The organism is Sphingobacterium sp. GQ94, assembly GCF_059758715.1.
This window is the reverse complement of the sequence record NZ_JCAXEC010000015.1, coordinates 34,983-58,605: the sequence shown is the minus strand read 5'-3', so window position 1 is coordinate 58,605 and position 23,623 is coordinate 34,983. Positions and strand designations below refer to the sequence as shown.

Annotated in this window: 18 protein-coding genes and 1 tRNA gene; 3 read left to right on the top strand and 16 right to left on the bottom strand. The window is 38.5% G+C overall.

The features are described 5' to 3' along the window. Positions 1–255: 255 nt before the first annotated feature. The 3 genes from AC6CHH_RS13285 to AC6CHH_RS13275 form a co-directional block, all read right to left on the bottom strand. Positions 256–513 carry a DUF6952 family protein gene (locus AC6CHH_RS13285; protein ID WP_498283647.1) on the bottom strand — a complete coding sequence of 86 codons (258 nt, stop codon included), beginning with the start codon at positions 511–513 and terminating at the stop codon, positions 256–258. Next, complete coding sequence (locus tag AC6CHH_RS13280) at positions 494–808, bottom strand: thioredoxin family protein (protein ID WP_498283645.1); 315 nt, start codon at positions 806–808, stop codon at positions 494–496. Before AC6CHH_RS13280 ends, AC6CHH_RS13285 begins: the two co-directional genes overlap by 20 nt. 65 nt (positions 809–873) lie before the next feature. After that, positions 874–1,506: a peroxiredoxin gene (locus tag AC6CHH_RS13275; protein WP_498283643.1), complete on the bottom strand. Its 633-nt coding sequence runs from the start codon at positions 1,504–1,506 to the stop codon at positions 874–876. A 316-nt stretch (positions 1,507–1,822) separates the two neighbouring features. Between AC6CHH_RS13275 and AC6CHH_RS13270 the strand changes: the two genes are divergently transcribed. After that, positions 1,823–1,894: transfer RNA gene (locus tag AC6CHH_RS13270), tRNA-Arg, on the top strand. A gap of 87 nt (positions 1,895–1,981) precedes the next feature. Here AC6CHH_RS13270 and AC6CHH_RS13265 read toward each other — a convergent pair. The 6 genes from AC6CHH_RS13265 to AC6CHH_RS13240 form a co-directional block, all read right to left on the bottom strand. After that, the gene (locus AC6CHH_RS13265; protein ID WP_498283641.1) at positions 1,982–3,784 is read right to left on the bottom strand and encodes a TlpA family protein disulfide reductase; all 1,803 of its coding nucleotides are present in this window, start codon (positions 3,782–3,784) and stop codon (positions 1,982–1,984) included. A 506-nt stretch (positions 3,785–4,290) separates the two neighbouring features. Beyond that, positions 4,291–5,160 (bottom strand): lysophospholipid acyltransferase family protein, encoded by an 870-nt coding sequence (locus tag AC6CHH_RS13260; protein WP_498283639.1) that lies wholly within the window; start codon positions 5,158–5,160, stop codon positions 4,291–4,293. Between the two features lie 9 nt (positions 5,161–5,169). Next, positions 5,170–6,087: a DUF6268 family outer membrane beta-barrel protein gene (locus tag AC6CHH_RS13255; RefSeq protein ID WP_498283637.1), complete on the bottom strand. Its 918-nt coding sequence runs from the start codon at positions 6,085–6,087 to the stop codon at positions 5,170–5,172. A gap of 257 nt (positions 6,088–6,344) precedes the next feature. Then, positions 6,345–6,965, bottom strand: coding sequence for a porin family protein (locus tag AC6CHH_RS13250; protein ID WP_498283635.1), 621 nt, complete (start codon positions 6,963–6,965; stop codon positions 6,345–6,347). A 138-nt stretch (positions 6,966–7,103) separates the two neighbouring features. Continuing rightward, positions 7,104–7,859, bottom strand: coding sequence for a LytR/AlgR family response regulator transcription factor (locus AC6CHH_RS13245; RefSeq protein WP_498283633.1), 756 nt, complete (start codon positions 7,857–7,859; stop codon positions 7,104–7,106). After that, a complete protein-coding gene (locus AC6CHH_RS13240) occupies positions 7,856–8,782 on the bottom strand; it encodes a sensor histidine kinase (protein ID WP_498283631.1) in 927 nt (308 codons plus the stop codon). Before AC6CHH_RS13240 ends, AC6CHH_RS13245 begins: the two co-directional genes overlap by 4 nt. Before the next feature lie 434 nt (positions 8,783–9,216). Between AC6CHH_RS13240 and AC6CHH_RS13235 the strand changes: the two genes are divergently transcribed. Beyond that, positions 9,217–10,092, top strand: a complete 876-nt coding sequence (locus tag AC6CHH_RS13235) for an urea transporter (RefSeq protein ID WP_498283629.1) — start codon at positions 9,217–9,219, stop codon at positions 10,090–10,092. A gap of 163 nt (positions 10,093–10,255) precedes the next feature. Continuing rightward, positions 10,256–11,461 carry an ROK family transcriptional regulator gene (locus AC6CHH_RS13230; RefSeq protein ID WP_498283627.1) on the top strand — a complete coding sequence of 402 codons (1,206 nt, stop codon included), beginning with the start codon at positions 10,256–10,258 and terminating at the stop codon, positions 11,459–11,461. Positions 11,462–11,499: 38 nt separating this feature from the next. Here the strand turns inward: AC6CHH_RS13230 and AC6CHH_RS13225 are convergent, their stop codons facing one another. The 7 genes from AC6CHH_RS13225 to AC6CHH_RS13195 are packed head-to-tail and all read right to left on the bottom strand — an operon-like array spanning position 11,500 to position 23,337. Continuing rightward, entirely contained in the window at positions 11,500–12,237 is a 738-nt protein-coding gene (locus tag AC6CHH_RS13225) for an SGNH/GDSL hydrolase family protein (protein WP_498283625.1), read from the bottom strand. A 17-nt stretch (positions 12,238–12,254) separates the two neighbouring features. Continuing rightward, a complete protein-coding gene (locus AC6CHH_RS13220) occupies positions 12,255–13,982 on the bottom strand; it encodes an FAD-dependent oxidoreductase (RefSeq protein ID WP_498283623.1) in 1,728 nt (575 codons plus the stop codon). Positions 13,983–13,988: 6 nt separating this feature from the next. After that, positions 13,989–15,236, bottom strand: coding sequence for a sugar MFS transporter (locus AC6CHH_RS13215; protein WP_498283621.1), 1,248 nt, complete (start codon positions 15,234–15,236; stop codon positions 13,989–13,991). A 3-nt stretch (positions 15,237–15,239) separates the two neighbouring features. Continuing rightward, on the bottom strand, positions 15,240–16,427 hold the full coding sequence (locus AC6CHH_RS13210) for a n-acyl-d-glucosamine 2-epimerase (protein WP_498283619.1): 1,188 nt from the start codon (positions 16,425–16,427) through the stop codon (positions 15,240–15,242). Between the two features lie 15 nt (positions 16,428–16,442). Further along, positions 16,443–18,593 carry a hypothetical protein gene (locus AC6CHH_RS13205; protein ID WP_498283617.1) on the bottom strand — a complete coding sequence of 717 codons (2,151 nt, stop codon included), beginning with the start codon at positions 18,591–18,593 and terminating at the stop codon, positions 16,443–16,445. An 11-nt stretch (positions 18,594–18,604) separates the two neighbouring features. Then, positions 18,605–20,296 carry a RagB/SusD family nutrient uptake outer membrane protein gene (locus tag AC6CHH_RS13200; protein WP_498283615.1) on the bottom strand — a complete coding sequence of 564 codons (1,692 nt, stop codon included), beginning with the start codon at positions 20,294–20,296 and terminating at the stop codon, positions 18,605–18,607. 2 nt (positions 20,297–20,298) lie between these two features. Then, positions 20,299–23,337, bottom strand: coding sequence for a SusC/RagA family TonB-linked outer membrane protein (locus tag AC6CHH_RS13195; RefSeq protein ID WP_498283613.1), 3,039 nt, complete (start codon positions 23,335–23,337; stop codon positions 20,299–20,301). Positions 23,338–23,623 lie beyond the last annotated feature (286 nt).

Here is a 23,623-nt window from a genome sequence, read left to right as displayed (position 1 = left end):
ATCAAATTATTTTGATTCCTTTTACCAACAATTAAAAATCTTTGACTTCAACCTTTGGAGATATACCATTTGGTTCATTTCTTTAGGAAGATGCGCTTTTATTTGGTCTAACCTTAACAAGTATAAAAGTAAGATTTATTGTTAATATATTACGAGCTATTGATTGAAATACTTTTCCACAACAGTTAAGTTATGAACAGGTTTGTGAGAAGAGTCTATGGATCTTAATCCCCGAGAAATCGATATTGATGGACGTTACTTGTCGATCGATCCTAGAACACGCTTCATAAAGGTGTTTAATGCTTCTTTTTGACTCATTCCTGATTGAACGAGTTTATTCACTTCAACTGCACCATACATATTGGAGATTAATTCCCCAATAACATCGAGTTCTTCGTCTTTTAACTGAGTTACTTCTGTTAAGGACTCCAAGGTTTCAATGGTTTCCAAGACAAAGTCGGCGTCGTTTTCCGCGATAAACTCTGTCAGGTGTTTAATTATTGGTAACTTCATTTAATAAATCTGTTAATCCGTCAATTTTATTTGTTTGTACTTGGTTGACAAGTTTTCCGTTTTTAAAGGCAGCGAACGTAGGAAGGTTATTTACGTTAGCAAGCTTTCTTGATTCTGGAAATTTTTCTGCATCAGCAATGACGAAGGCCACATTTTCTGTCTCATTTGAAAGCTTTTTGAATTTTGGTTTCATGATACGACAATTTCCGCACCATGATGCTGCATACTGAACCATGACAATTTCATTATTGTCTATGATTTCTTGTAAATTATCTGAATTTAGTTCTTCTAACATTGTTCTTTTGTTTAATTTTTTGAAAAAAGAGAAGGCTTTTGACCCTCTCTTTTTAAAATGGGTTACTAGTTCTGAGATAGGTAGGATGCTACGCCCTCGCGGGTTGCGTTCATTGCATCTTTTCCTTCTTCCCAGTTTGCGGGACACACTTCTCCGTGTTTTTGAACGTGCGCATACGCGTCGATCAAACGGATGAATTCTTTAACGTTACGTCCTAAAGGCATATCATTTACAGATTCATGGAATACTTTACCATCCTCATCGATCAGGTAAGTTGCACGGTAACTAACCGCTGATCCTTCTACCAAAGTACCGTATTCTGGATGCTGAACTTCTTTCATTTCTAAAATATCCAATACACTGGATAAGTTACGGTTCGTATCTGCGATGATTGGGTATTCAACTCCTTCTATACCTCCGTTATCTTTTGCAGTGTTTAACCATGCAAAGTGAACTTCTGCTGAATCACATGAAGCACCTACAATGATTGTATTTCTTTTTTCCAATTCTTGGGCAGCTTCTTGGAATGCGTGTAATTCTGTAGGACATACAAAAGTAAAGTCTTTAGGGTACCAGAATAATAAAATTTTCTTTCCCTCGGATTTTGCTTTTTCAAAAATGTTAATGGTGAAGTTGTCACCTAAATAATCAATGGCATCAACAGCGATGCTAGGGAAATTTTTACCTGTAAAACTCATAATAATATTCTTTCTTTTTTGTTATACAAAAGTACGCTTTTTTAAGACGAATAAATATTGAATTTAGTTATTAACTATTGGTTTTGTCTATAGTTAAAAAGGGATATCTATAATTGATATCTATTGGATCTGTTGTCAATGTTGATTGTTCATCGGTTCCATTTTCTTTTCGATTGAAACCTTTTGAACATGTTTTTTTATTTATGGATAGATTCAGCGCTCAAGTTCAAACTTTTTATGTTAATAATGAGATTGTATGCCGAGTTTTGAATATTTTTGTTTGCAGGACTTATCTAAAATAGTAGTTTTGCATCTCGGCCCCGTAGTTCAACGGATAGAATAGATGTTTCCTAAACATTAGATAGCAGTTCGATTCTGCTCGGGGCTACGAAAAAAGCACAGTATTCACTGTGCTTTTTTATTTTAGTTGCTATTATTTAGAATAAGAGAGTCTTTTTATTGATGTTGAGAGACCTTATTGAAACATTTCATATTTAAACTTTTCTGGAAACTTTGAAGTTAATTCATGAGCGACATTATGGTTTTGGAAATTATCATCCTTGATTAAACCTTTATCATCCACAAGGACATATCTTGGTATCCCATTGAATTTAAATAACTCACGAAGTGCTAAATATTCATCCGCAGTGACACGGTGTGAGTTTTTCATAAGATTTTTTTCGCTATATTCTTTAAAAAATTGTTCACCGGTACTTTCTATATCGGTAATAAATATAAAATCAACATGAGGGTTATCTTCAAGCTTTTTGCGCATGGCTAAACTATATTCAATTCCACTCCTGCAGGGACCGCACCATTCGGCCCAAAAATCTATAATCAAGACCTTTCCTTTATGGGGATCTATAATTTTTCTAAATACATTCGCAGCAGCAGTATTTGGAAGCTCATAACCTTTTTCTTTTATTTTCTTTTCTTGAATGAGTCTTTGAATTTCCAAGTTAAAAAAAGGATTACTAAAGGTTTGGCTAGCATAATCAATCTGATTTTGTAATTCGTCAGTTAATGGTCTCTGGAGAATTCGACCGCTTATGTCCCTCATTTTTGCAACATTAAATATTAAATTAAAAGGGTCTTCGGCAAAATTTTCTTTAGCCATTGAATCTAATGCTTCATAATAATCCATTCTATTTATAATCTTTGGATTTTTATATGGTTCCGAATATTCAAAACGATTTATAAAGGTTGAGAACTCATACAATGTCATTAATGAATAATTGTTTAAATCCATTTCCTTTAGAAAATCAAAATATGATTTTTCTAAAGGTATTTTTAATACTTCATTGGTCGAATCCATTTTAGCATATTCTTTTCTAAAGAATGTATATTCTAGCAAATAATTTATATGTTCAATATCAAGTTGATTTTTTAAGATTTTTTTGGATAGTGATGAAACGTTTTTTAAGCTCCACAAGCTGTCCATTTCTTTTTTGTTTTTATTCCAGCTCTCTATTTGAGCTAGTTTAAAATCATTGGGTTTAGTTTTGTTTCTATAATCTTCTAGTTTGTCATAATCTGTATATTTGCGAGTATATTCCATTAATTCTTCATTTATGGATTTAGTCGCACCTAAATATTGAGTTTTTTTGAAGGAGTAGGAATTGTCTCTAAAACGATCTTCTAGTAGAAAATCTTCCCAATCTAAAATCACTCCTATAGTCATACCAGGTTCGGCATAAAATGGAATATATTTATTATGGATAAGCATATAATTATTTACTGGATTGTTGACCTCTATGCTTACTTCGAATTTTCCATCATTATTAATTTTAATTGTTGATGGGAATTCTTCCCTAGTTAGTTCATTTGCATTATATATTATTCCCGAGCTAAAGCCAGCTCTTTTATCATAGCCTTTTATATATCCTACTATTTTAATACTGTCTTTATGAAAGAAATTGTCTTTATTAAAAGTGGGTGTTAATTCCTTTTTTTTGGATTTCGCAATTTCTTGATTTATCCATGCTAATACAGGTTTTGGTATCTCTTTAGATTTATTTTGTTCCTTTTTTTTCTTAAGGTTTACACCATATAAAAGTGTTTTATCTCCTTCAATATAATTTATAACGTTAACAGATTTATCTAATTTTTGAAAAACCAATACAATGGTGGTATCTCCAGAATTTGGAGTGAAGATTTTTTCATCCATTTTTTTCCCATGAATCGACTCTAACTTGTATTTCTTGCCTGAATTAACATCCTCAAGGGATAAATAACTTCCAAAAGCAGTCCATCTACCTGGTAGATATGTAATATCCAATTTTACTAAGGTGGACGTGTCATTGCTGCTAATGGAGCGTATTTTATATAATCCAGTATTCGTAAATTCCACATCTGGATAATTTGTTTCTTGAGCATTTACCAGAAATGCCACAAGGGAGAGCATAAGGCTAATTAGTGCTATTTTCATAATTTAATTATTGGTAATTAAATTTAACAAAAAAATTGCTTTGGTTTTATGTTATTTAAACAATATTGGTTTGAATATTAAAAATGAAAGTAAATTATTTGGTTATTTATCAATAGAATTTATCGTTGTTGATTTCCGAATAAATTTTTATAGATTAACATTCGTTTAATTGTTTAAAAGGTTATTATCGTGATTTTAAAATATTTTATTATTAATAGTCGCCAGCATTGAAATCAAGTTCACCAACAAGAAAGGGCCTATTTTAAAATATACGTTTGGCAAATGTGTTCATGTATGCCGAACGTATACGACAAAACTATTTTTAGAGGTGAGATTCAGGGAATCTTAGTATTGATTTATTTTTTCCATCGTTTATGTGTCCACAGCCAACCGTATGGTTCTTGGTTTATATTCTCCGTTAATAATTCAATGTATTTTTGGGTTATTTCTCCTTCAGGTATAGATTCTGCTTTGGAACATACCGGTAAGCAGACGATTTTGTAAGTTCCTTTTGATAGCTGTGTAATATGGAGGTAGATTACCGCTGTTCGACCTATCCGAGCCAACTTCTCCATACCTGAAAAAACATATGTTTTCTGATTCAATAAGGTGAATTTGTATTTCTCGTCTTGTTTACCTGGACATTGGTCTGCTAGAAAGAGATAAACTGCTGGTTGCGAATCTTTAGATAAAATATGCCGTATAACTGCCCGATCAGGAATTAACTTCATGCCAAAACGAGAGCGTATTTTAATCATAAATTTATCCATCACAAGTGAACTTAGGGGTTTGTAAACGGCGTACGTCTCATGGTGTATTTTATAGGGCATAATATTCAGCATCTCCCAATTTCCGCAATGTCCTAAACAGGCAATAACGCTTCGCCCGGAATTCACATGGTGATCTATTAAGGCTAAATTCTCAAAGATTATTTTCTTATCTAGAACTTCCGCTCTCGCGGAGACAGTTTTTATAATTTCAGCAAAATAGGCAGCAAAGCAAGCGTAGAACTTTTTTACTATAGCATGGATTTCTCCATATCGTTTATCAGGAAAAGAACGTGCAATATTCTGAATTACTACAGCTTTCCTGTACCCGATAATGTAATAGGCAAAGAAAAAAATGACAGAAGCTATCGCATAAAGAAATGCCATAGGTAACAGGCTCATCGCATAAATCATACAATAAACACTTTGATAGGCCACAGTCTGTAAGGCTTGCTTCATTTTTTTTGATTAAAATTTCATTTTTAAACCAACTGATGTGTGAGGGGCGACAGAAAAATAATAATCATTATCACCTGCAAATACTCCTTTCAATGTTCTATTGCTATAGGATGCAGGACGATATAGGTTTAAGCCAACCATGGCCGTCATCGATAATCCTTTATCGCTAAGCTTTACTTCGGGACGAAAGCCTGTGACAATATATTGATGAGAAAAGATGACATCTTTGTCGTCCTTTTTCAACAATGCAACCTGTCCATTCATTTCGAGGGCATATGATAGCTTTATCTTGTCATTGAAATCATAACCTGCAGAAACTTCTAAACCATCGATCAATTCAATATTTACGTCAAATTTACCGCTGGTTTTCCACTTTAGATATACCGCTGGAAATACCATCGGATAACCTAGAGAGCTGTTTATGGCCACGCCACCTCCAATATCCAGATTAGGATTCAAATGGCGGATAAAAACAATACCTCCGCTGGCGAGCAGGTTTCTGACACTGATTTTGGAAAAGTCAGTAGAGGGCGTGAATATCCCTATTGCTGCATTGGCCCGCATAGACCATTTATCGTTTAAGGGACGCAGATGATAAGCGCCCATTTGTAAATTCATGATTTCTGAAACCATCTCTTGATTGAAGTCTTTATTTTTCAGCGAAACGTATGCCCCGCCAAGACCTATACCCCAAACCGTTGGTCGATTGTTCTCATTCATTTTTCTGAATAACGGAATATTGACCGCTCCTTGGTATACCATCGCGGAGCCGCTACCGTCACCGATTTTTTCTTTAGGTTTCTCCCCTGGGGGTAGATAATAGTATCCAGAATTACCAAGGTACTCGGTCTTTAAAGTGATTTGTTGCGCCTTAGCTTGCAGAGATAGCAACACCAAGGTGACTGGGAATAATGATATTAACTTCATATGAATTGAATTCGTGTTTATGCGTTATATTTTGAGCAAAATAATGACGATTGAAGCAAAGAAAAAGCAATAGACTATAGACTTCAGAATCGGCAGGATGGGGTTTAGAATAAGCGGAATGAAATAGTTGATTAGCTTTTAGCGTATGCAATAAGCGGATAAAACAGGACAAAGCAATTGTGTACAGAAGTTTGGGCACCTAGCTCATAGAATGCGCATAAACCTCTGTTCACAATCTGTAAAAATGACTTGGAATGTTAGAATTTATAAGCTATTCCGATAGATACACCCTGACTTTTTAGCGAATTTCCCTTGGCTTTATCTAGGTCTGAAAGCCCAAATTGATAACCAGCATGTATTTGCCAGTTTTTAGTAAAGTCGTATCCAATGATGCCTCCAATACCATAATCAAAACGATTCATGGCATACTTGCCTGCCTGGATGTTCTTGTTATACATATTTAGGCCATCAGATTTTGTGCTGATTCCATAGCCAATATATGGCCCTGCACCTATAAAGGCTTTTGCATCATCAAACTCTATTTGAACAATTCCATAAACAGGGATTTCTAGGCCAAAAGATTTGTAATTATTGGTTGATTTTCCTGCTTCTGATTCCAATCTCGAGGTCTTATAATACAGATCAAGACCAGCTTGTAGAGCAAAATTGGTGGTTAGGTTATAGGTGACAAAACCGCCAATCGAAGCGCCGAGGCCCATTTTACTTTTGAAATCTTTCCTTTCACCGCCTAATCTATAATTGGATAGATTCGTCCCGGCCTTGAAACCAAATGATACACTTTGATCTTGTGCGGATGACTCGGTGGCGAAAATTAATGCGGTTACTGCAAAAACAAATGTTAATACGTTCTTTTTCATTTTTTAAAATTTTAATGTTGTTTTTAAATGATGAACAAAAGAACGATGAACGCAACACTTTGAAAACCGATAAACGATAGGTTTTAGAATTCATGGAATGAAATGCAGCATCCAAACAATGAAATTTTAGGTGTTGCGTCATTCTACAATTCCATCCATCCATTTCAGGAAGTCTGGAACACGTACTCGGCTAACCAGAACTTCATGTGGGCATTCAGGTAAAAAGGAAAGTTTCAGGCGACTGTTAAAGTATTTGGCAACATTTTCAATGGCTTTTACATTCCCAATGCAATTACGAGATACGCGGAAGAAAAGACGGTTATCGAGCTGATGTTCTAACTGGTCTAAGGTATAATTGATAATATAACGTCTATCGCTAAAGGTATGGAGAAAAACGACTCCATCTTCGCTATAAAAATGAGCAATATCCGTGGTGTCTATATAGTGAAAGTTTTCTCCTCTTGATATTAGAAAACGGTTCTTGGTTTTGAGTGATAATATATGTTCAAAATTCTTTGGGTGGGTTTGATGGGGATGATGATGAAATATGTTTTCAAACTTTATTATTGCCATCTCTAACTCGTTTTCATCAAAAGGCTTTAATAAGTAGTCTATACTGTTTAGCTTAAATGCCTTGATCGCGTGTTCATCGTAAGCGGTGGTAAATATAACAGGCGTACTAACTTCTATCTGATTAAAAATCTCGAAACAGTTGCCATCTGCAAGACGAATATCCATGAGAATTAAATCAACCGAAAATTCTTTTAGAAATCCGATGGTGTCAATAACTGTTTTGGTTTGCCTTTCCAATTGATAATCGGGACGCAATTTTCTCATCATGCGTTTAAGTTCTTCGTAGGCGAAACGTTCATCTTCTACTATTAGGTACTTCATGCCTGGATATAGGGGATTTTTACGAGAAAGATCTGCTGGGTGTGTTCAACGATCACTTCTTTTGCATATAATTTATACTGCTTGATAATATACTTTAGTCCGATTCCCCCTTTTTGCGCATCTTTTGAAGGTTGAATATTGTTCTCAACCGTAACATATTCGCTGTCAATTGTAATTTTTATTTCCAATTTTGCTGTTTCTGTTGCAATATTGTGTTTAAACGCATTCTCTATGAGCAATTGAAGGGTAAGCGGGATAATTTCATTACGATCATAATTCGCTATTTTGTTTACTGTGAACGTAAAAGAATCTTCAAACCTCATTTTCATTAGAAAAAGATACGAATCAAGCGCGGTCAATTCTTCTGCCAGACTCACCCGAGGCTGCCGGGTTAAGGAAAGCACATAGCGATACGTCTTTGAGAGGGCTTTTGTAAACCTATTGGCATTCTCCGGATTGATATATATCAGCGAGGATAGGACGTTCAGTGAATTAAAAAGGAAGTGTGGATTTATCTGTGACCTTAACGTTTCGTGCTGGAATAACAGAACTTTCCGCTTCGCTTTTTCGGAATCAGCGATGGCCTTTTGTTCAGACTGGAAATAATGGATTAACTCGAATACCAACAGAATCGGAATATTTGTCGACATCGCAAAAGCAAACTTGACAAGAAATGAAGGCAAACCGTGCTCGGAAATCTGGAACACCTCATAGATCAAAAAATTAAATGTCCATACCAACGCTACGCAAATCAGTGTGATACCGACAATATCTGCCACGATACGTAAAAATATATTCTTGGAATACGGTAAGTATTTGTTTAAAAGTAGTAATAAGCGATAATCCGCTATGCACATGGCAAGGATAACAACATAATGTGCTGATAACTGGATATGAAAATTAGTCCATAAATCTTCTTTCATTAATATAATACTGAAAAGCATTTGACATAAAGCATATATCAATGTTGAGAAGAAAAAGATGGCCAATCTCTTTATATTTATTTTTTTTAGTTGAACCATTAATCAAAAGTAAAATTTCCGCGTAATATTTATTCGAATTCTAAGGTTTATCTGATGAACTTCATTTTTTAAGGGATGAATTTAACAAATCGTCGCTGTTTTAATCATAAGCTCTTATGTGATCATGTTAGTGATGCTATTTATTTGCTTGCACAAGAAAGAAGAGTGAAACTACGCTATGCGTATGGGACCTTATATTTAGTTAGACTTCGCCATCAAAAACCTTGCACCGGAAAACAAGTTGACTGTATTATCTGAACGCATTTTACTTCGCAGATTTTAAGTATCTTCCTCAATTATTTTAACTTACCGTCTCCTTTATTATTTTACCGAATATGGTCAAAGACAATTACCCCCTTTTCAAAATTGTAACGCCGCCTTTAAAGGGCCTAGGACAGATTATGCTGCAAGATAATGCCTTGACAGGTCTATTTTTTCTGACCGGGATATTTTGCGGCTCTTATACAATGGGGATCGCAGCCATACTGGCTACGCTAACAGGAACCTATACGGCCAGTTTGTTGAAGTATAGGCAAGAGGAAATCAACAGCGGGCTTTATGGCTTTAGCGCGGCACTAGTCGGGGTGGCTATGATTTGTTTTTTTCATCCATCTATTGTTGTCTGGATAAGTATTATTGTTGGTTCAGCTCTGGCGACTATTTTGCAACATTTATTTATAACAAAAAAGATCCCTGCCTTTACATTTCCCTTCATTCTAGTTATCTGGCTTTTTTTAGCCATAGTGTATTATTTCCCTGCATTAATCCACCCTCAACAGGCAGTCGCTAATACGTCTGTAAATGACTATATTGCTTTATTTGCTCACGGCTTTGGGCAAGTAATTTTTCAAAATAATATCTTGGCAGGAATACTTTTTATCCTTGGCGTACTCATTCATCGCCCTATTGCTGCGATTTATGCGATGGTGAGCATTGCTTTAAGTGCTGCGGTAGCTTATTGGTTAGAAGAGCCTGTAAGCGATATTTTCATGGGTTTGTTGAGCTATAACGCGGTGCTTTGTGCCATTACTTTTGCAGGAAGAGACTTAGAGGATTTCATCTTGGGATCGGTATCTGTTGTCTGCTCGGTGCTGATCATGATCGCTATGAAGTATTTGGGCCTGCCTGCTTTGACGTTTCCTTTTGTTCTAGCTAGCTGGATTGTCCTATTGGGAAAAAATATAAGCGAGCGTGCTCTTTTGAAGCGTTAAGTGATTCGGTTATAAAACAAGTGATTTTGTCTTGTATATTTTAGTCTGAATTGATCGTATTTACTTTTTATGCATAAAGTGATCAAGGGCGTTCATCTAAAGGCCAACACTAAGGTCTAATTTTTAATTAATTTCTTATTTTTGGGAGCTAACCATCAAGTATATGAATTTACGTCTAGTCGAGGATATTGAAAAAGGCTCAAAGATGGCTTTGGTCAAAAAAAATATTATTAGTCATTACATACATAATGCGAACTCAACGATTCCTGAACTTTCTAAAGTGTTGGACTTGAGTGTGCCTACAGTGACTAAGCTGATTGCCGAAATGTGCGAGGAGGGCTTTTTGTTTGATTATGGTAAATTAGAGACCTCCGGAGGCCGTTATCCAAATTTGTATGGCCTGAACCCTGATGCTGGATATTTCTTAGGGGTTGACATTCGGCAAGATAATGTTGGTATTGGGATCATTAATGCGCGTGGCGAGACAATTAAATTGGAAATGAATATTCCCTTCCAAAAGGATAATTCCCCGGAATCCTTGGACTGGCTTTGTCAGATCATCACCGATTTTATTAAGAATCAACCTGTGGATCGATCTAAGATCCTAAATGCGAATGTAAATATCTCGGGCCGGGTGAATCCTGAATCAGGCTATAGTTATAGTTTGTTTTATTTTAGTGAGAAACCGTTATCAGAGCTAATTGCCGAAAAAATTGGTTGTCCAGTAACCTTAGACAACGATACAAGGGCGATGGCTTACGGTGAATATTTGGCGGGCAATGTGAATGGTGAAAAAAACATCCTGTTCATCAACATCAGTTGGGGTTTAGCGATCGGAATTATTATTGATGGAAAGCTTTATTTTGGAAAATCTGGGTTCTCAGGAGAGTTTGGACATGTGAGGGCTTTTGATAATGAAATTATCTGTCATTGTGGAAAAAAAGGTTGTTTGGAAACAGAGGCATCAGGTTCGGCCTTAAGTCGTCGTTTAAGTGAAGAATTGAACAAAGGCAGCAATAGTTTGCTCGCAGGAGCATATCATGAAAAAAGGGAGATTAGTCTTGACGATATACTTGATGCCCTGCAGAAAGAAGATGTGCTTTGCATCGAATTAATTGAAGAGATTGGCGCAAAACTAGGGGAAAATATAGCGGGTCTAATCAATATTTTCAATCCTGAACTTGTTGTTATTGGCGGGAGCGTTGCTATTGCGGGAGATTATTTATTGGCTCCTTTAAAATCAGCTGTCCGCAAATATTCACTGAACTTGGTGAGCAAAGATAGTCAAATCGTACTCTCGAAGCTTGGCGAAAAAGCGGGTGCAATTGGTGCATGCATGCTTGCAAGAACACGATTGTTAGACATGTAAATGATTCTGGTTTAAGAGGAAGGCATCCCAGAGAGCTGTTAAAAAGCAAGTCTCGTGGGATGCTCTAAATTTTTTAATAAAACAGCGGGATAGGTATCCTTGGTTGCTGTACCCTTACCCTCCATAAAAGCGCCATAAGTAATACTATCGCCAAAACATACAATGCACATTTTTCTTTTAATCAGATTCATTTTTTTCAGCTGCTTATAAAAGAAATCCCCAATTACTTGGTAACCTTCTTTGGTGGGATGTACTCCATCATTTACACCGTGGTTTTTGCTGTTAATCAGCAAAGAAGTTTTTGCCCGAAAATCAGTTCCATATTTTTTAAATTCCTCTCCTAATGGAATAAAGGGAAGGTATTCTCTTGCTGCGTATTCGGCGATCAAAAGATTCAAATTGTCTATTTTTTGATTCGGCTGCATGGGAAAATTCTCCGGGTTGTGTCGCTTAAATACATACTCCTGTTCAACGGGGAGAATGCTCGCAATCAAAATTTTAGTTTTCGCATTGGCTTTTCTAATGGTGTGAACAATTTCGTTGATATTCCTAAAATATGATTCGTTACTAATGAATTTCTTGGAATTAATCATGTCATTCGTTCCCACCATCAATAGTACCATGTCTGGGTTTACCGATAGCACATCACGATCCAAACGATGAAGTAAATCGGCGGAGTTGTTCCCTGGAACCCCTTTGTTGAGGACCTTGTAACTCGTGCCACAGTTGCTGAACAAAAGTGGAATAAATAGAATTAAATATTTGATCGTTTTCATCAATGTGCTTTGAGAAATTATCCCTCGGCTGGCCAATCGGTTTCTAATCCTTGGGTAACAATATGGGCTTGAAATTCTTTGAGCAGCTTCTTATCCTCACGGACCACCCTTGGTAACACTTTCTTTCTGCTAGCAAACTCGACCAACATACCTACGGCTTCTCCTATGCACCATTCTACGGGATGCAAACGGTAACATCCATTGGATAAGTGGGTCGTTCCGATGTTTTTACATGCTGGCAATAGATTGTCCATCCGGACTGGCAATAGCGAGCCCAAGGGAATCTGAAAGCGCAAAGATTGGAAATCAACGTAATTTACTCCTGCACAGCTTGGGTGTAGATCAATGTGGTACCAACCGGTTCCCACACTGTCGTAAAAATAGGCTGCCTTTTCTTTATCTTCTCCAGGTTTTGCAACGAGTGAACGATTCTCTCTTCCTACATGCTGTTCTGTTACGGTGAAAACGGCCTTAATCCGTCTTGACTCTCGTACATAAGGATATTTGGCTAAACCATCTTCGGTGCCCATGATGTCTTTTCTCAAGCGCAAGCCTTTCCAACCTTTTCCTCCATCGGGAGTTGGCGCTTGAGTTTGCAGCCAATATAAGAGCGAAAGACTAAGTTGTTTGGATTGATCTACATGTTTTGCAAAGTCCGATTCATTTGCTCCTACGAGATTTCCTAACATGTAATCGTTTTGCGGCCAGTTCACGATCGTAATATCTCCTTTGTAAAATCCTTCTGGGAAAATTTCCTTGTTTAGGATTTTCCGGTAGTTCCAAAGGTTCAGCATACCTTCTGTTGGTGTTCCGTTTGGATTAAACCCCAAGTTCTTTGGTTTTAAGGTTCTTGGGTCAGAATAATGGAGACCCAAGATTTTACCAGACCATGCGGGCTCTAAATCAGGGGTATGATTTACCCAAAAGTCATAGTCTCTTGGTTTGGGAATCGTATGATCTTCATGAGGCACATAATCAACAGCAAAACACATGGTAAAAGCTTGATTATTGATTGGGTTGCCTTGCTCTGGTGCGTGAAGCTCTCCGTGAACAGCTTTTGCCTCAGTACCGGTTATAAATTCTGTCCCGGTTAAAGGCAACAGATCGCCCAGTTCTGTTGCGTCTACAAAATAGTCCGCAAGGATATTGGAATGATTGCTATTCAAGGTGTTTTTTACCGATACACTTTTCACCTGGGTCCCTTGAACCGCAGCCTGTACAGGTTTATGATTTAACTTGACCAACAACTTCCCGTTAGACACATAAGGAGCAATCATGGCCTCCATGACCGAGACAGCGACCCTAGGCTCGTGACATAGCTTGGAAACTGAGCCACCTCCCGGATTTAAAAGCGGATCGTTCTTGGCTTGTTCATTCAATGGATAATTACGCTTATAGTAATCCCGTATTCCATTTCTGAAGTCGCGATACAACTGCGTGGCTCCGTATTTTTCGATCCACTGATGCTCATCTGGAGGAACCCCTTGGGAGGTCAATTGCCCGCCCAGCCAATCCGTTTCCTCTGTAAGGATTACCGTCAGGCCATTTCTTAAGGCAGCCATTGCTGCCGCAAAACCTCCTAGACCACCTCCTATGATGGCAACATCCGCACTTAGCTTTTCAAGTTTCTCATTCTTATCAACCTCAACTTTTGTTCTACTTGAGGCTACGCTCGTCAATGGAGTGCTCAACATCGCACCGCCTGTAATTGTCAATAATTCTATAAAATTTCTGCGTTTCATCATTTTAGTTTAAGAGATTTGAATGGTTGAAGAATTTGGCTTATATCCACGAAGACCATAGTAAAAAATATAGATATAGCATAATAAAGGCAATATGAAAGCAATCGTCCAACTGAAGTGATCGATAAGTACCCCCTGAAAGTAGGATATAATTGCCCCACCGACAATTGCACTCGAGAGCAATCCGGAGGCTTTTGTGGTGTGCTCTCCTAGTCCATGTACAGCTAGGGAAAAGATCACAGCAAACATAATGGAATTGCAAAATCCGACGGCGACCATGGTATAAGCCGCAAGAATTCCTGTACTGTTCAGCGACACAAGAATGAGCACTATAGCGAGAACCGTCACGGCAATTAATACGATATTGGCTTGTATATATTTTAATATGAGCGACCCAAATAAACGACCGACAAACATACTTCCCCAATAAATGGAGACGTATTTATTAGCATCTACTTCTTCAATTTTCAATAAGTCCGCGATGTAATTTGTTAAAAAAGTTCCTATAGCGACCTCCGCTCCCACATAGCAAAACAAGGCGATTACCCCGAATTTAAGATTGGGGAAGTTAAAGATTTTGGTCTTCAATCCGGTTTGTTGTAGGGCCGCTGTTTTAATCACCGGTAATTTTAATCTGGAGACAACAAAGGAGATCAATAATAAGGTCAGGCCAATTCCTATATAAGGACCGACCACAGCCGTGCTGGAGACTGATTGGTTTAAACTCGAAAGAATAAAAATGGAACCAAACAAGGGGGCAACTGTTGTTCCAATAGAACCTACCCCTTGAATCAGGCTTAATCGGGAAGAAGCGGTTTTGGCCGGACCAAGTATGGTTATGTATGGGTTTGCGGCCACCTGCAATAGGACAATGCCAATAGCCACAATGAATAAGGCAGCTAAGAATACGGCGTATTCATGCATCAATGAGGCTGGGTAGAATAGAAAGGCCCCAATGGCGGCAATAGCAAATCCATACACAATGCCGTTTTTGTATCCTACTTTGCTCACTATTCTGCCGGCCGGAATGGACATTAATCCATACGTAAGGAAAAAGTAAAATTGAACTAAGGAAGATTGTGAATAACTCAAATCGAACCCTTTCTTAAAAAAGGGAACCAAGGTATCGTTTAAACAGGTTATAAAACCCATCATAAAATACAACACTGCCATTGTGGACAGGGCCGGCGTATAATTTGTTTTTTTAGCCGATTCTTGCGTTTCTATTAGGGTCTGTTGAACTGAAAAATTTGCCATTGCTTATTTAGTTAACTTATTTTCGATCTGCTGAAGAGTTTTCCAACATTGATACAATCCTCTTGGAACATGGAAACATCCTTTCCATTTCCCGCCCTTTAATGTCAATAAAGGCTCTCCCTGTCGATTCAGATAGCCAAACCATTCTCCATATTCTTTATCGGAGAAATGGTTCCAGGAATATTCATGCACCTTTTCAAACCACTGCCAACAGCGCTGATCAGCGGTATGCAGATACCCTTTAAGTAAACAGATTAAGGTTTCCATATGGACCCACCATAATTTTTGATCCCATTCTAATTGCTGTGGAGGATTTCCTTTCACGTCCATGAAGTAAAAAATACCCCCATGTTTGGTATCCCATCCATATTCTAGTATGGAGAGCGCAATGTCTTTTGCTTTGCGAATCAATTCAGAATCCTTATTCCTTTGGCCAATATCCATTAAGAACCACATGGCCTCTAATCCATGTCCTGGATTGATTAATCTTCCTTCAAAACTGTCAACAAACTCTCCTTTAGATCCAACATTTTCTAAAATTAAACCAATGTCTTGTTTGTAAAAGGTGTGTAAAATGGTGTCTACCGCTGTATTAATTGTTTCTTCCACGACCTTTTTTTGCAACAAATGTTCCATCTCCAAGACCAAGTTTGATAGAATCATGGGCAATGAAAATCCTTGTAATGATCTGTTCTGAGCGATAACTTTGTTGTAGATTCCTTTGCTGTTATCTTTTCTGGATAGAATGTTACCAAAGGATTTAAGGGCAATATCGGCGTAATCTTGTTGGTTAGTTGCCTTGAATAATTGGCTAAAGGCCATTGCAGCAAAGCAATCTGAAAAAATGTTGTAGGGTTGGACCAGAGGCTTTCCTTCTCGGTTTAGTGAAAAATACCAATTGCCATCTTCGTCCATCCCATTTTTGCGCAAAAATTCTGCACCCTGGATTGAACAGTCAAGCCATTGTTGTTTTTTTTCAACCTGATTGTAAAGCATTGCAAAGCTCCATACCTGGCGGCACTGCAGCCATATAAATTTATCGGTGTCAAACACATCTCCTTTGCGGTCTAGACAGCTAAAATATCCTCCATATTCTTTATCCTGTGAATTAGTCAGCCAGAACGGAATCACCTCATCCAATAGGCTGGTTTTGTATAGATTCAAATAATCTTTTAACTTTTGTTGCTCCATATTCTTGCTAAAAAACTATTTGTTAAACATTATCTTAAGTGTTCCTGGCACATACTCATTGGCATTGCTGTCCTTGGTTAAATCCCAAAAACTCATATTCATTCCAGTGAGTGCTTGAGTGGCAACGATCCAGCTTTGCGTCCAACCTGATAGGGTTCCCCATGCACCCCAACCTGCATCGGCATTGGAGGCCCAGTATTCCCATTTATCGAATTCAAAACCTCTAAACCATGCGCCATCCAAATCCTTATACTTGTCGCTTCTGACTTGAATTCTGATCAAGAAATCGGACATTTTATCCAAAGCTACTTTGTATTTTTCATTCTTTGTTGCATGATAAGCCTCGTTCAACCCAAAGTATGCAAAGTTGGTTGTGTACAGCATATCTGCTATAGGATCTCCGTTGGTGAAAATAAGAGGGGCCTCATGTAAACCATATGCAGCATTGGATTTCGTTTTGCCGTAGCGTCCTTTATTGCCATCACCCAGCCACTCCATAATTGCGCCGCTCTCATCCTGATTGGCCAACACGCTTTGCACCATGCCATCTAACCAACCCCGATGTTCTTCTGTGTTTTCCAGGCGAACCAGCCAAGCTAAAACCAATAGCATTCTTGCTCTTTCTTGTTGGAGCCCATTCGTCCATTTCCATTTTTGGGGGTATCCTTCCATCATCATGCGGATGCCGTTTTTAGTCTTCTCCAAAAGCGGTTTATGAGCGGATTTATCATACAACCACAAATACATGGCCCAGGTCCAGGATTCAAAATGTGGTGCCTGATTTTCAATTTCACGATTCCAGTAATGTTCCCATCCTTTGCTTTGTAGATCCTCATCACCAAGACGGTCCCCTCGGAATCCTAGCTTCCCTGTCGTTCTAAAGTTGGATAGAATTCCTTCCACAATCTTTTTATCCCACTCATCAGTCTTCAATAAAGAAGCTGATCCAATCATGCCTAATAACGCTCGGGCATTGTCGTCTCCGTAATATACGTGTGGATGTGTTACCGACCATCCGATAAGTCCATAGGACGGGCTTTTAGGGTCATTGCGTTCTTCTGAACGTAAATTTGAGCCCTGAAAAACAAAATCAATGACATTCTTTGCCTTTTGATTGTATTGCTTTGTCTCCAGGTATTTTCCAGCCGCCGCCAAGGCAAAACTGGCTTCTCCTTGCACGTCTGCACGTAACCAATAACGGTATTGTTGGCTACCGTCATGGTATATTTTAGAAGCGTGCCCCTCAAGTAAGCCTAGGGTTCCATCCCCATTGGGAAGGTCCTGAGCCACCGGAGGACCAAAAGGAGTTTCTCCATTCCCTTGATAACTTTTAAACATATCATACCAGCTCGGATGTACATATAATCGGGCATGCTCGAACCAATCCACACCTAAACGGACAGCATCTTTTTTTGCCTCTGTCGGTAAAACCTCTGTTTTACTGTAGGAAGGATGAACATAGGACAACCAACCATCGAGGGAAAAATCCTTGCGACCAGACAACTCTTGAATGATATAAGTCCAAACTGTCTTCCAAGCATCATTTGGACCGTATCGTCCTGTGGCAAAATTGCTCAGCTTTGTGGTGGCGATCAGATTTTGGTCCTTTTTAAATAAGAGCGGATATTGTGTTACATCGTTAATACCATACTCCGCCTTATTCAAACCCGCAACTTTTCCTAATATGATTAACGGTTCTTTTGTTTGGGTTTGGACTAGGTAGGTGTCGTTTAATCCTAAAATGCTTAAGAGGGGAAGTGCAGGTCCAAATTGCGGACTGCTAACCACCCCACGTTCCAGTTGTCCATGGAAAACAGAATCTTCAAGGGTCATACCCTGTACATAGGAAGGGTATTCTATAAATGCTTTAATTTGTTTTTTCTTCAAGTTTTGGTAAAATTGATCACTCAATTGCAACTTGTTTGTTGGATACCCATCGGCTACACAGAGCAGTATTCCTCCTTTTTTTGTTTTAGATAATGCTTCTTTCTCACCAGATACCTGAATGAGCTTGAGATCTTTTTGTGTTTTTAGTAATTGATATAAATCATTCTGCTGAGAGCCGTAAAAAACTACTGAAATAGATTTTTTCTGACTCATAGCAGGAAGTAAACCCACGAAACACAAAATCAGTAATACGGATATATTCTTTAAATTCTTTTTCATTATGATATTTTTTACCATCCAGGATTTTGCGTTAAGGCATTATTAATGTCAATTTCTCCCTGAGGAACAGGCAGTAAGTTTAATTTATCAGACCAATGTCTGGTTTCTCTAAGATATCGTTTTGAGAGCTGGTCAGTATAGGTTGGAATACTATTCAGATCATGTTCGGCTGAGGCTTTGAAATTAGGAACCCCCGGCATGTCTGTATTCGACTTAGCAATTCCAACAACAACTCCAGGCATCGTAAGTGCTCCAATGTTCCAGCGTCGGATATCGAACCATCTAAAACCTTCTACAGCCAATTCTACTGTGCGTTCTCGACGAATAAGCTTCTTGAGTTCCAGAGTGCTTGATTTTACCTCCTGCCGAACCTCTGGTAATTTAGCACGTCTGCGTAATTTGTTGATGGACTCGATCGTCAATTCGTCAACCGTATTTGATTCGATACTTGCTTCCGCATAGGTCAATAAAATTTCCGCATAACGCATAAAAATGAAACTTACTCTAGAGGTAAATGCATTCTCATCGGTCATGGTATACTTTGACCATAGGTATCCTACCCCACTTTTTACGGGACCGAAAGCATTGCTATAATCTAAATTGGTCCGTTCCACCCATTGGTTATCAGTAAACGCTTTTGTTACTGGACTATAAATATCATAAATAAACTCTAATAAGTTCATTTTTACCGTATCTCCTGGTAAGGCAACGGTATATTTTAGTCGTAAATCCCGATTTAAACTTGGTTTTTTAGGGTCGTAGACGGCCGATTCATCAATCCTCCTGCCATCAGAGGCTTCAAAGAAATCAACTAGTTTTTGGATTGGGAAACGTCCCGATTGTCCCCCTGCTGTCCGAGAGCAATTTCCAAGCGGTAGGTTGGTACGCGATGAGGCTTCTTGGTCTGTGTAGAGGACCTCATACATAATTTCACCGCCGGCATTCGGTTTTTGTCCACTACGCGTAAATAGGTCTCCAAAGTTAGGGTTTAAGGATAAACCGGCATTGTCAATAATTTCTTTAGAGACACTTTTTGCTAAGGCATATTCTTTATTATATAGTGCTGTACGAGCTTTTAGGCCTAGGGCAACTGAGCGGCTTACGCGTCCTCTTTCTGTGGGAGTCCAATCTAATGATTGGCTTGCCTGGTCTAATTCATTGTAAATAAAGGCAATAATGTCCTCCTTTGGCGCTCGCACTTGTGTTTTAAACTCTTCTGGGGAGAGATTTTTAATGATTAAAGGAGCATCACCGAACAGGAAAGCCAAGTAGTGGTATGACCAAGCGCGTAGAACTCTGGTCTGGGCGCGGAGATTTTCATAGGCCTGTTGATCGAAATTTTCTTTATAGATTTCAGTCTCTTCCAGAATAGTATTAGCACGTTGGATTGAGGTATAGATACTTTTCCATAAAGCGGCTGGATGCGCATTATACGTGTCGTAGGTTCCTTCTCCTAATTCATTTGCTCTTAAAATGGCAATATCTGTCCAACCGTCTGTGCCGGATTGATAAGGGATCAAACCGAAGTCCCAAGTCATAGACCTATATAAGCCATTTAAAGCGGTATTGGCTAAGGATTCATTTTTAAGAAAGGTTCCTTGGGCCGGTACGTCCAGTGGTTCTGTGGTTAAGAATTTTTCACAGCTCGATAAGCAAAGGCTTAAGCAGAGTATACCCAAGGTATATATATTAGTGAATTTCATGGTTAAAAATTTAAATTTAGTCCTACAGTGAATGTTCTCATGATTGGGTAGAATTCGCCACCTGTATCTCTCTGCTCGGGATCAAACCCAGGAAAATAACGGCTAGCCGTAAATAGGTTCTGCCCACTTAGATAAAGTCTTGCGCGCGTGTTTTTTAACGCCTTAATTGTTCCTTGATCGAAGGTATAGGCAAGCTGAACATTCTTCAGACGCAAAAAAGAAGCATCTTTCATCCAAAATGATGATGTCACGTAGTTATTGGTAATGCTGTTTGCTGTTAATCGAGGGTAGGACGCCTGGGTATTTTCAGTGGTCCAATAGTCCTTTTGGTGCTCATAGATGCTTCCTTGAAAACTTGATGAATAAAAGGGTTGAGATCCTGTTCCGGATAAATAGTTATCCATTTTACCAATGCCCTGAAACAGCATATTTAGATCGAAACCTTTATAGGATGCCGTTAGGTTTAAGCTGTATTCATATCGGGGGAAATAATTGCCTAGGATCTCTCTGTCATTCGCATCGATTAAATGATCTCCATTGATGTCTTTGTATTTGATGTCTCCTGGAGCAGTATTGGCAAAATGAAATGGACTGTTGGCGATTTCTTCTGTGCTTTGGAAATAACCTTCTGCGATATATCCATAGTATGAATTGTAAGCAGAACCTTCCTTGGTAATTCTAGACCCGGAGATATATTCGCGACCTTGCAAATCAATAATTTCATTTTTTACGTCCGATAGATTTGCGGTCAACCCGTAATCAAATTCACCAATCTTATCTTTCCATCCAAGACTAAATTCCCATCCTGTGTTTCTCATCTTACCGATATTTACATACGGAGCATTTAAACCAACGTAATTTGGAATGAGATCGAGTTGTAACATATCGTGGATATCTTTTTGGAAATAATCAACAATCAAATTTAATTTAGAGGAGAAGAATGACGCATCCAATCCAATGTCCAGCATCGTTGATTTTTCCCATTGAATCAATGGGTTAGATGCCTGAGTTAGCGCATAACCTGTATTAATGAGGTTATTAAAATAATAGTTATACCCAGATCCGCCAACAAAGGAAGCATATGTTGGGTAATATGAACCAACGTTTTGATTTCCTAGTGTACCATAGGAAGCACGTATTTTCACCTCATTAGCGACTCCTCTAATGTTATCCCAGAAGGATTCTTTGGATATCCTCCAACCTAACGAAAACGAAGGAAATAGGGCCCACCAATTTTCTTTGGCAAACCTGGAACTTGCATCCATACGACCATTCACTTCCAAAAGATATTTCTCTTGAAAGTCGTAATTTAAACGGCCAAAAACAGAGGCCATCGTATATTCTTGTTCACCTCCCGAGGTCGTCTGGCCAATGACATCCCCTGCATTTAAATATGGAAAGTCCTCAGAGATTAAATTTTGCCTATACCCCATCACACCGCTACTTTTGAAACTCTCGGCACTGAAACCTAAAGTCGCCTTTAAATGATGATCGTTCAGGTTTTTTTTGTAATTGGCTTGGGTTCTAAAAAGGTTGATCTTGGATTGGGTGATGTTGTCGGAGACGAAGTTATTGTTCGGCCAGGAACGTGCAAAGACTATCGTATTGTTAACCTCATCCGCTTCATAGATGTCGTACTGATTTTGAAAAGTTTTAGCTTTTGTGATCCAGCTATTTGTGCTGTAATCAGCCGTGAATTCCAAATCATCGCTTAGGGCATATTTCAGTCCTCCATTTAAGACATAGGATTCGACCAACTGTTGCGCAAATCCTCCATCTTGTGCTTGAGCAGCTGGGTTGGTGTTTGACCAGCCCTCTCCCCACTGACCTGTATCAAATCTTCCGGGAGCGATTGCTGGAAGACCTAACATATATCGGATAATCGCTTGTGGATTGGAGTTGCCTGGCCAATTTCTGTTCGAACGATTATACACCAAATCAAAGGTTGCTGTAAGCTTTTTACTGAGCGTCACGTCGGAGTTAAAACGAAAATCTTGACGTTTAAGATTTGTATTTGCCGTTAAACCATTTTGATTCAAGAAAGAGCCTGAGGCGTATACTTTTATCCAATCTGCTCCTGCTGAAACATTTAAATTATGATTGTGCATTACCCCGTCGTTTTTCATTACTAAATCTACCCAATCTGTATCGAAACGGCTAAAGTTGTCTGCCCCTAATTGCTCATATTGTTCAATCTGTTGCGTAAAGGCGGCTGGTAACCCTGAATTGAGTTGCGCTACATCCCAGAGCCGCATATGATCCAGGGCATTTACTTTCTTTGGAAGGTCCACTGGTTTTTGTTGCGAAATGTAGGAATTGAGGTTAATTTTAACCCCGTTTCCTCCTCGTTTAGTTGTAACTAGAATAACACCATTTGCCGCCCTAGAGCCATATATTGCGGCAGCAGATGCATCCTTTAATACGGATATGGATGCTATGTTGTTTGCATCGATTGCATCTAGACTCATCTCTACATTATCCACCAGTACCAAGGGGTTGGCACCTGCGTTGATGGATCCCACACCGCGGATGCTCAATCCTCCACCGTCGCCTCCGGGAACTCCGGATTGCTGCCTTACCGATAAGCCCGGTACTTCTCCTTGCAAGGCTAAAGACGCAGAAGCGACAGCTCTCTTTTTCATCTGTTCTCCACTCACAACGGAAACGGAACCTGTTAAGTTTCCTTTTCGCTGTGTACCATACCCTACAACAACGACTTGTTCAAGCAGTTGCTGGTCTATTTCCAGATCAAAGGTTGGATTGGACGTGCTCACCTGTTTTTCTAAGGCTTTATAACCAACTACGCTTATCTTGAATAAGGCAGGTAACTTAGAAACTGTAATTTCAAATTCTCCAGTTGAGCTGCTCACAACGGACTTTGAGTCGGCTGAAACGGTGGCTCCCGCAACAGGCTTTCCCTGGGACATTACCGTTCCACGAATTTGATTGGTTTGCGAGATTGCTAGATGACAGGACATCATCAGGCTGACTGCAAAAAGCACTAAACGGTGTTTAGTTCTTTTATTTGATTTTGGTATCATAAGGTTAGTTTATTAGTTCATATAATAAAAGATAACCATTCAAATTATTCCAATGCCAGAGGGTATTTAATAGTCAAAATGATAAATAATTCTTCCTATCTATTTGGCAAGCAATTAATAAAATAATTTTTTAATTAGGCTATATTTTTATATAAAAATTAGTTAATGAACCTAAATTACAAAAATATTTTATATTAAGAAGGGAATTAATTGTTTTTTTTAGATTTCAAGGATAACATCAAATATAATGCTTTTAATGTATTTGTAACGTAAACGGAAAAATGAA

Bases quoted from the DNA above. Each gene is read 5' to 3' on its own strand.
- AC6CHH_RS13225 (WP_498283625.1), bottom strand. From the start codon at position 12,237: ATGAAAACGATCAAATATTTAATTCTATTTATTCCACTTTTGTTCAGC.
- AC6CHH_RS13220 (WP_498283623.1), bottom strand. From the start codon at position 13,982: ATGATGAAACGCAGAAATTTTATAGAATTATTGACAATTACAGGCGGT.
- AC6CHH_RS13250 (WP_498283635.1), bottom strand. From the start codon at position 6,965: ATGAAAAAGAACGTATTAACATTTGTTTTTGCAGTAACCGCATTAATT.
- AC6CHH_RS13280 (WP_498283645.1), bottom strand. From the start codon at position 808: ATGTTAGAAGAACTAAATTCAGATAATTTACAAGAAATCATAGACAAT.
- AC6CHH_RS13210 (WP_498283619.1), bottom strand. From the start codon at position 16,427: ATGGAGCAACAAAAGTTAAAAGATTATTTGAATCTATACAAAACCAGC.
- AC6CHH_RS13205 (WP_498283617.1), bottom strand. From the start codon at position 18,593: ATGAAAAAGAATTTAAAGAATATATCCGTATTACTGATTTTGTGTTTC.
- AC6CHH_RS13285 (WP_498283647.1), bottom strand. From the start codon at position 513: ATGAAGTTACCAATAATTAAACACCTGACAGAGTTTATCGCGGAAAAC.
- AC6CHH_RS13255 (WP_498283637.1), bottom strand. From the start codon at position 6,087: ATGAAGTTAATATCATTATTCCCAGTCACCTTGGTGTTGCTATCTCTG.
- AC6CHH_RS13235 (WP_498283629.1), top strand. From the start codon at position 9,217: ATGGTCAAAGACAATTACCCCCTTTTCAAAATTGTAACGCCGCCTTTA.
- AC6CHH_RS13275 (WP_498283643.1), bottom strand. From the start codon at position 1,506: ATGAGTTTTACAGGTAAAAATTTCCCTAGCATCGCTGTTGATGCCATT.
- AC6CHH_RS13240 (WP_498283631.1), bottom strand. From the start codon at position 8,782: ATGAAAGAAGATTTATGGACTAATTTTCATATCCAGTTATCAGCACAT.
- AC6CHH_RS13200 (WP_498283615.1), bottom strand. From the start codon at position 20,296: ATGAAATTCACTAATATATATACCTTGGGTATACTCTGCTTAAGCCTT.
- AC6CHH_RS13195 (WP_498283613.1), bottom strand. From the start codon at position 23,337: ATGATACCAAAATCAAATAAAAGAACTAAACACCGTTTAGTGCTTTTT.
- AC6CHH_RS13245 (WP_498283633.1), bottom strand. From the start codon at position 7,859: ATGAAGTACCTAATAGTAGAAGATGAACGTTTCGCCTACGAAGAACTT.
- AC6CHH_RS13215 (WP_498283621.1), bottom strand. From the start codon at position 15,236: ATGGCAAATTTTTCAGTTCAACAGACCCTAATAGAAACGCAAGAATCG.
- AC6CHH_RS13230 (WP_498283627.1), top strand. From the start codon at position 10,256: ATGAATTTACGTCTAGTCGAGGATATTGAAAAAGGCTCAAAGATGGCT.
- AC6CHH_RS13260 (WP_498283639.1), bottom strand. From the start codon at position 5,160: ATGAAGCAAGCCTTACAGACTGTGGCCTATCAAAGTGTTTATTGTATG.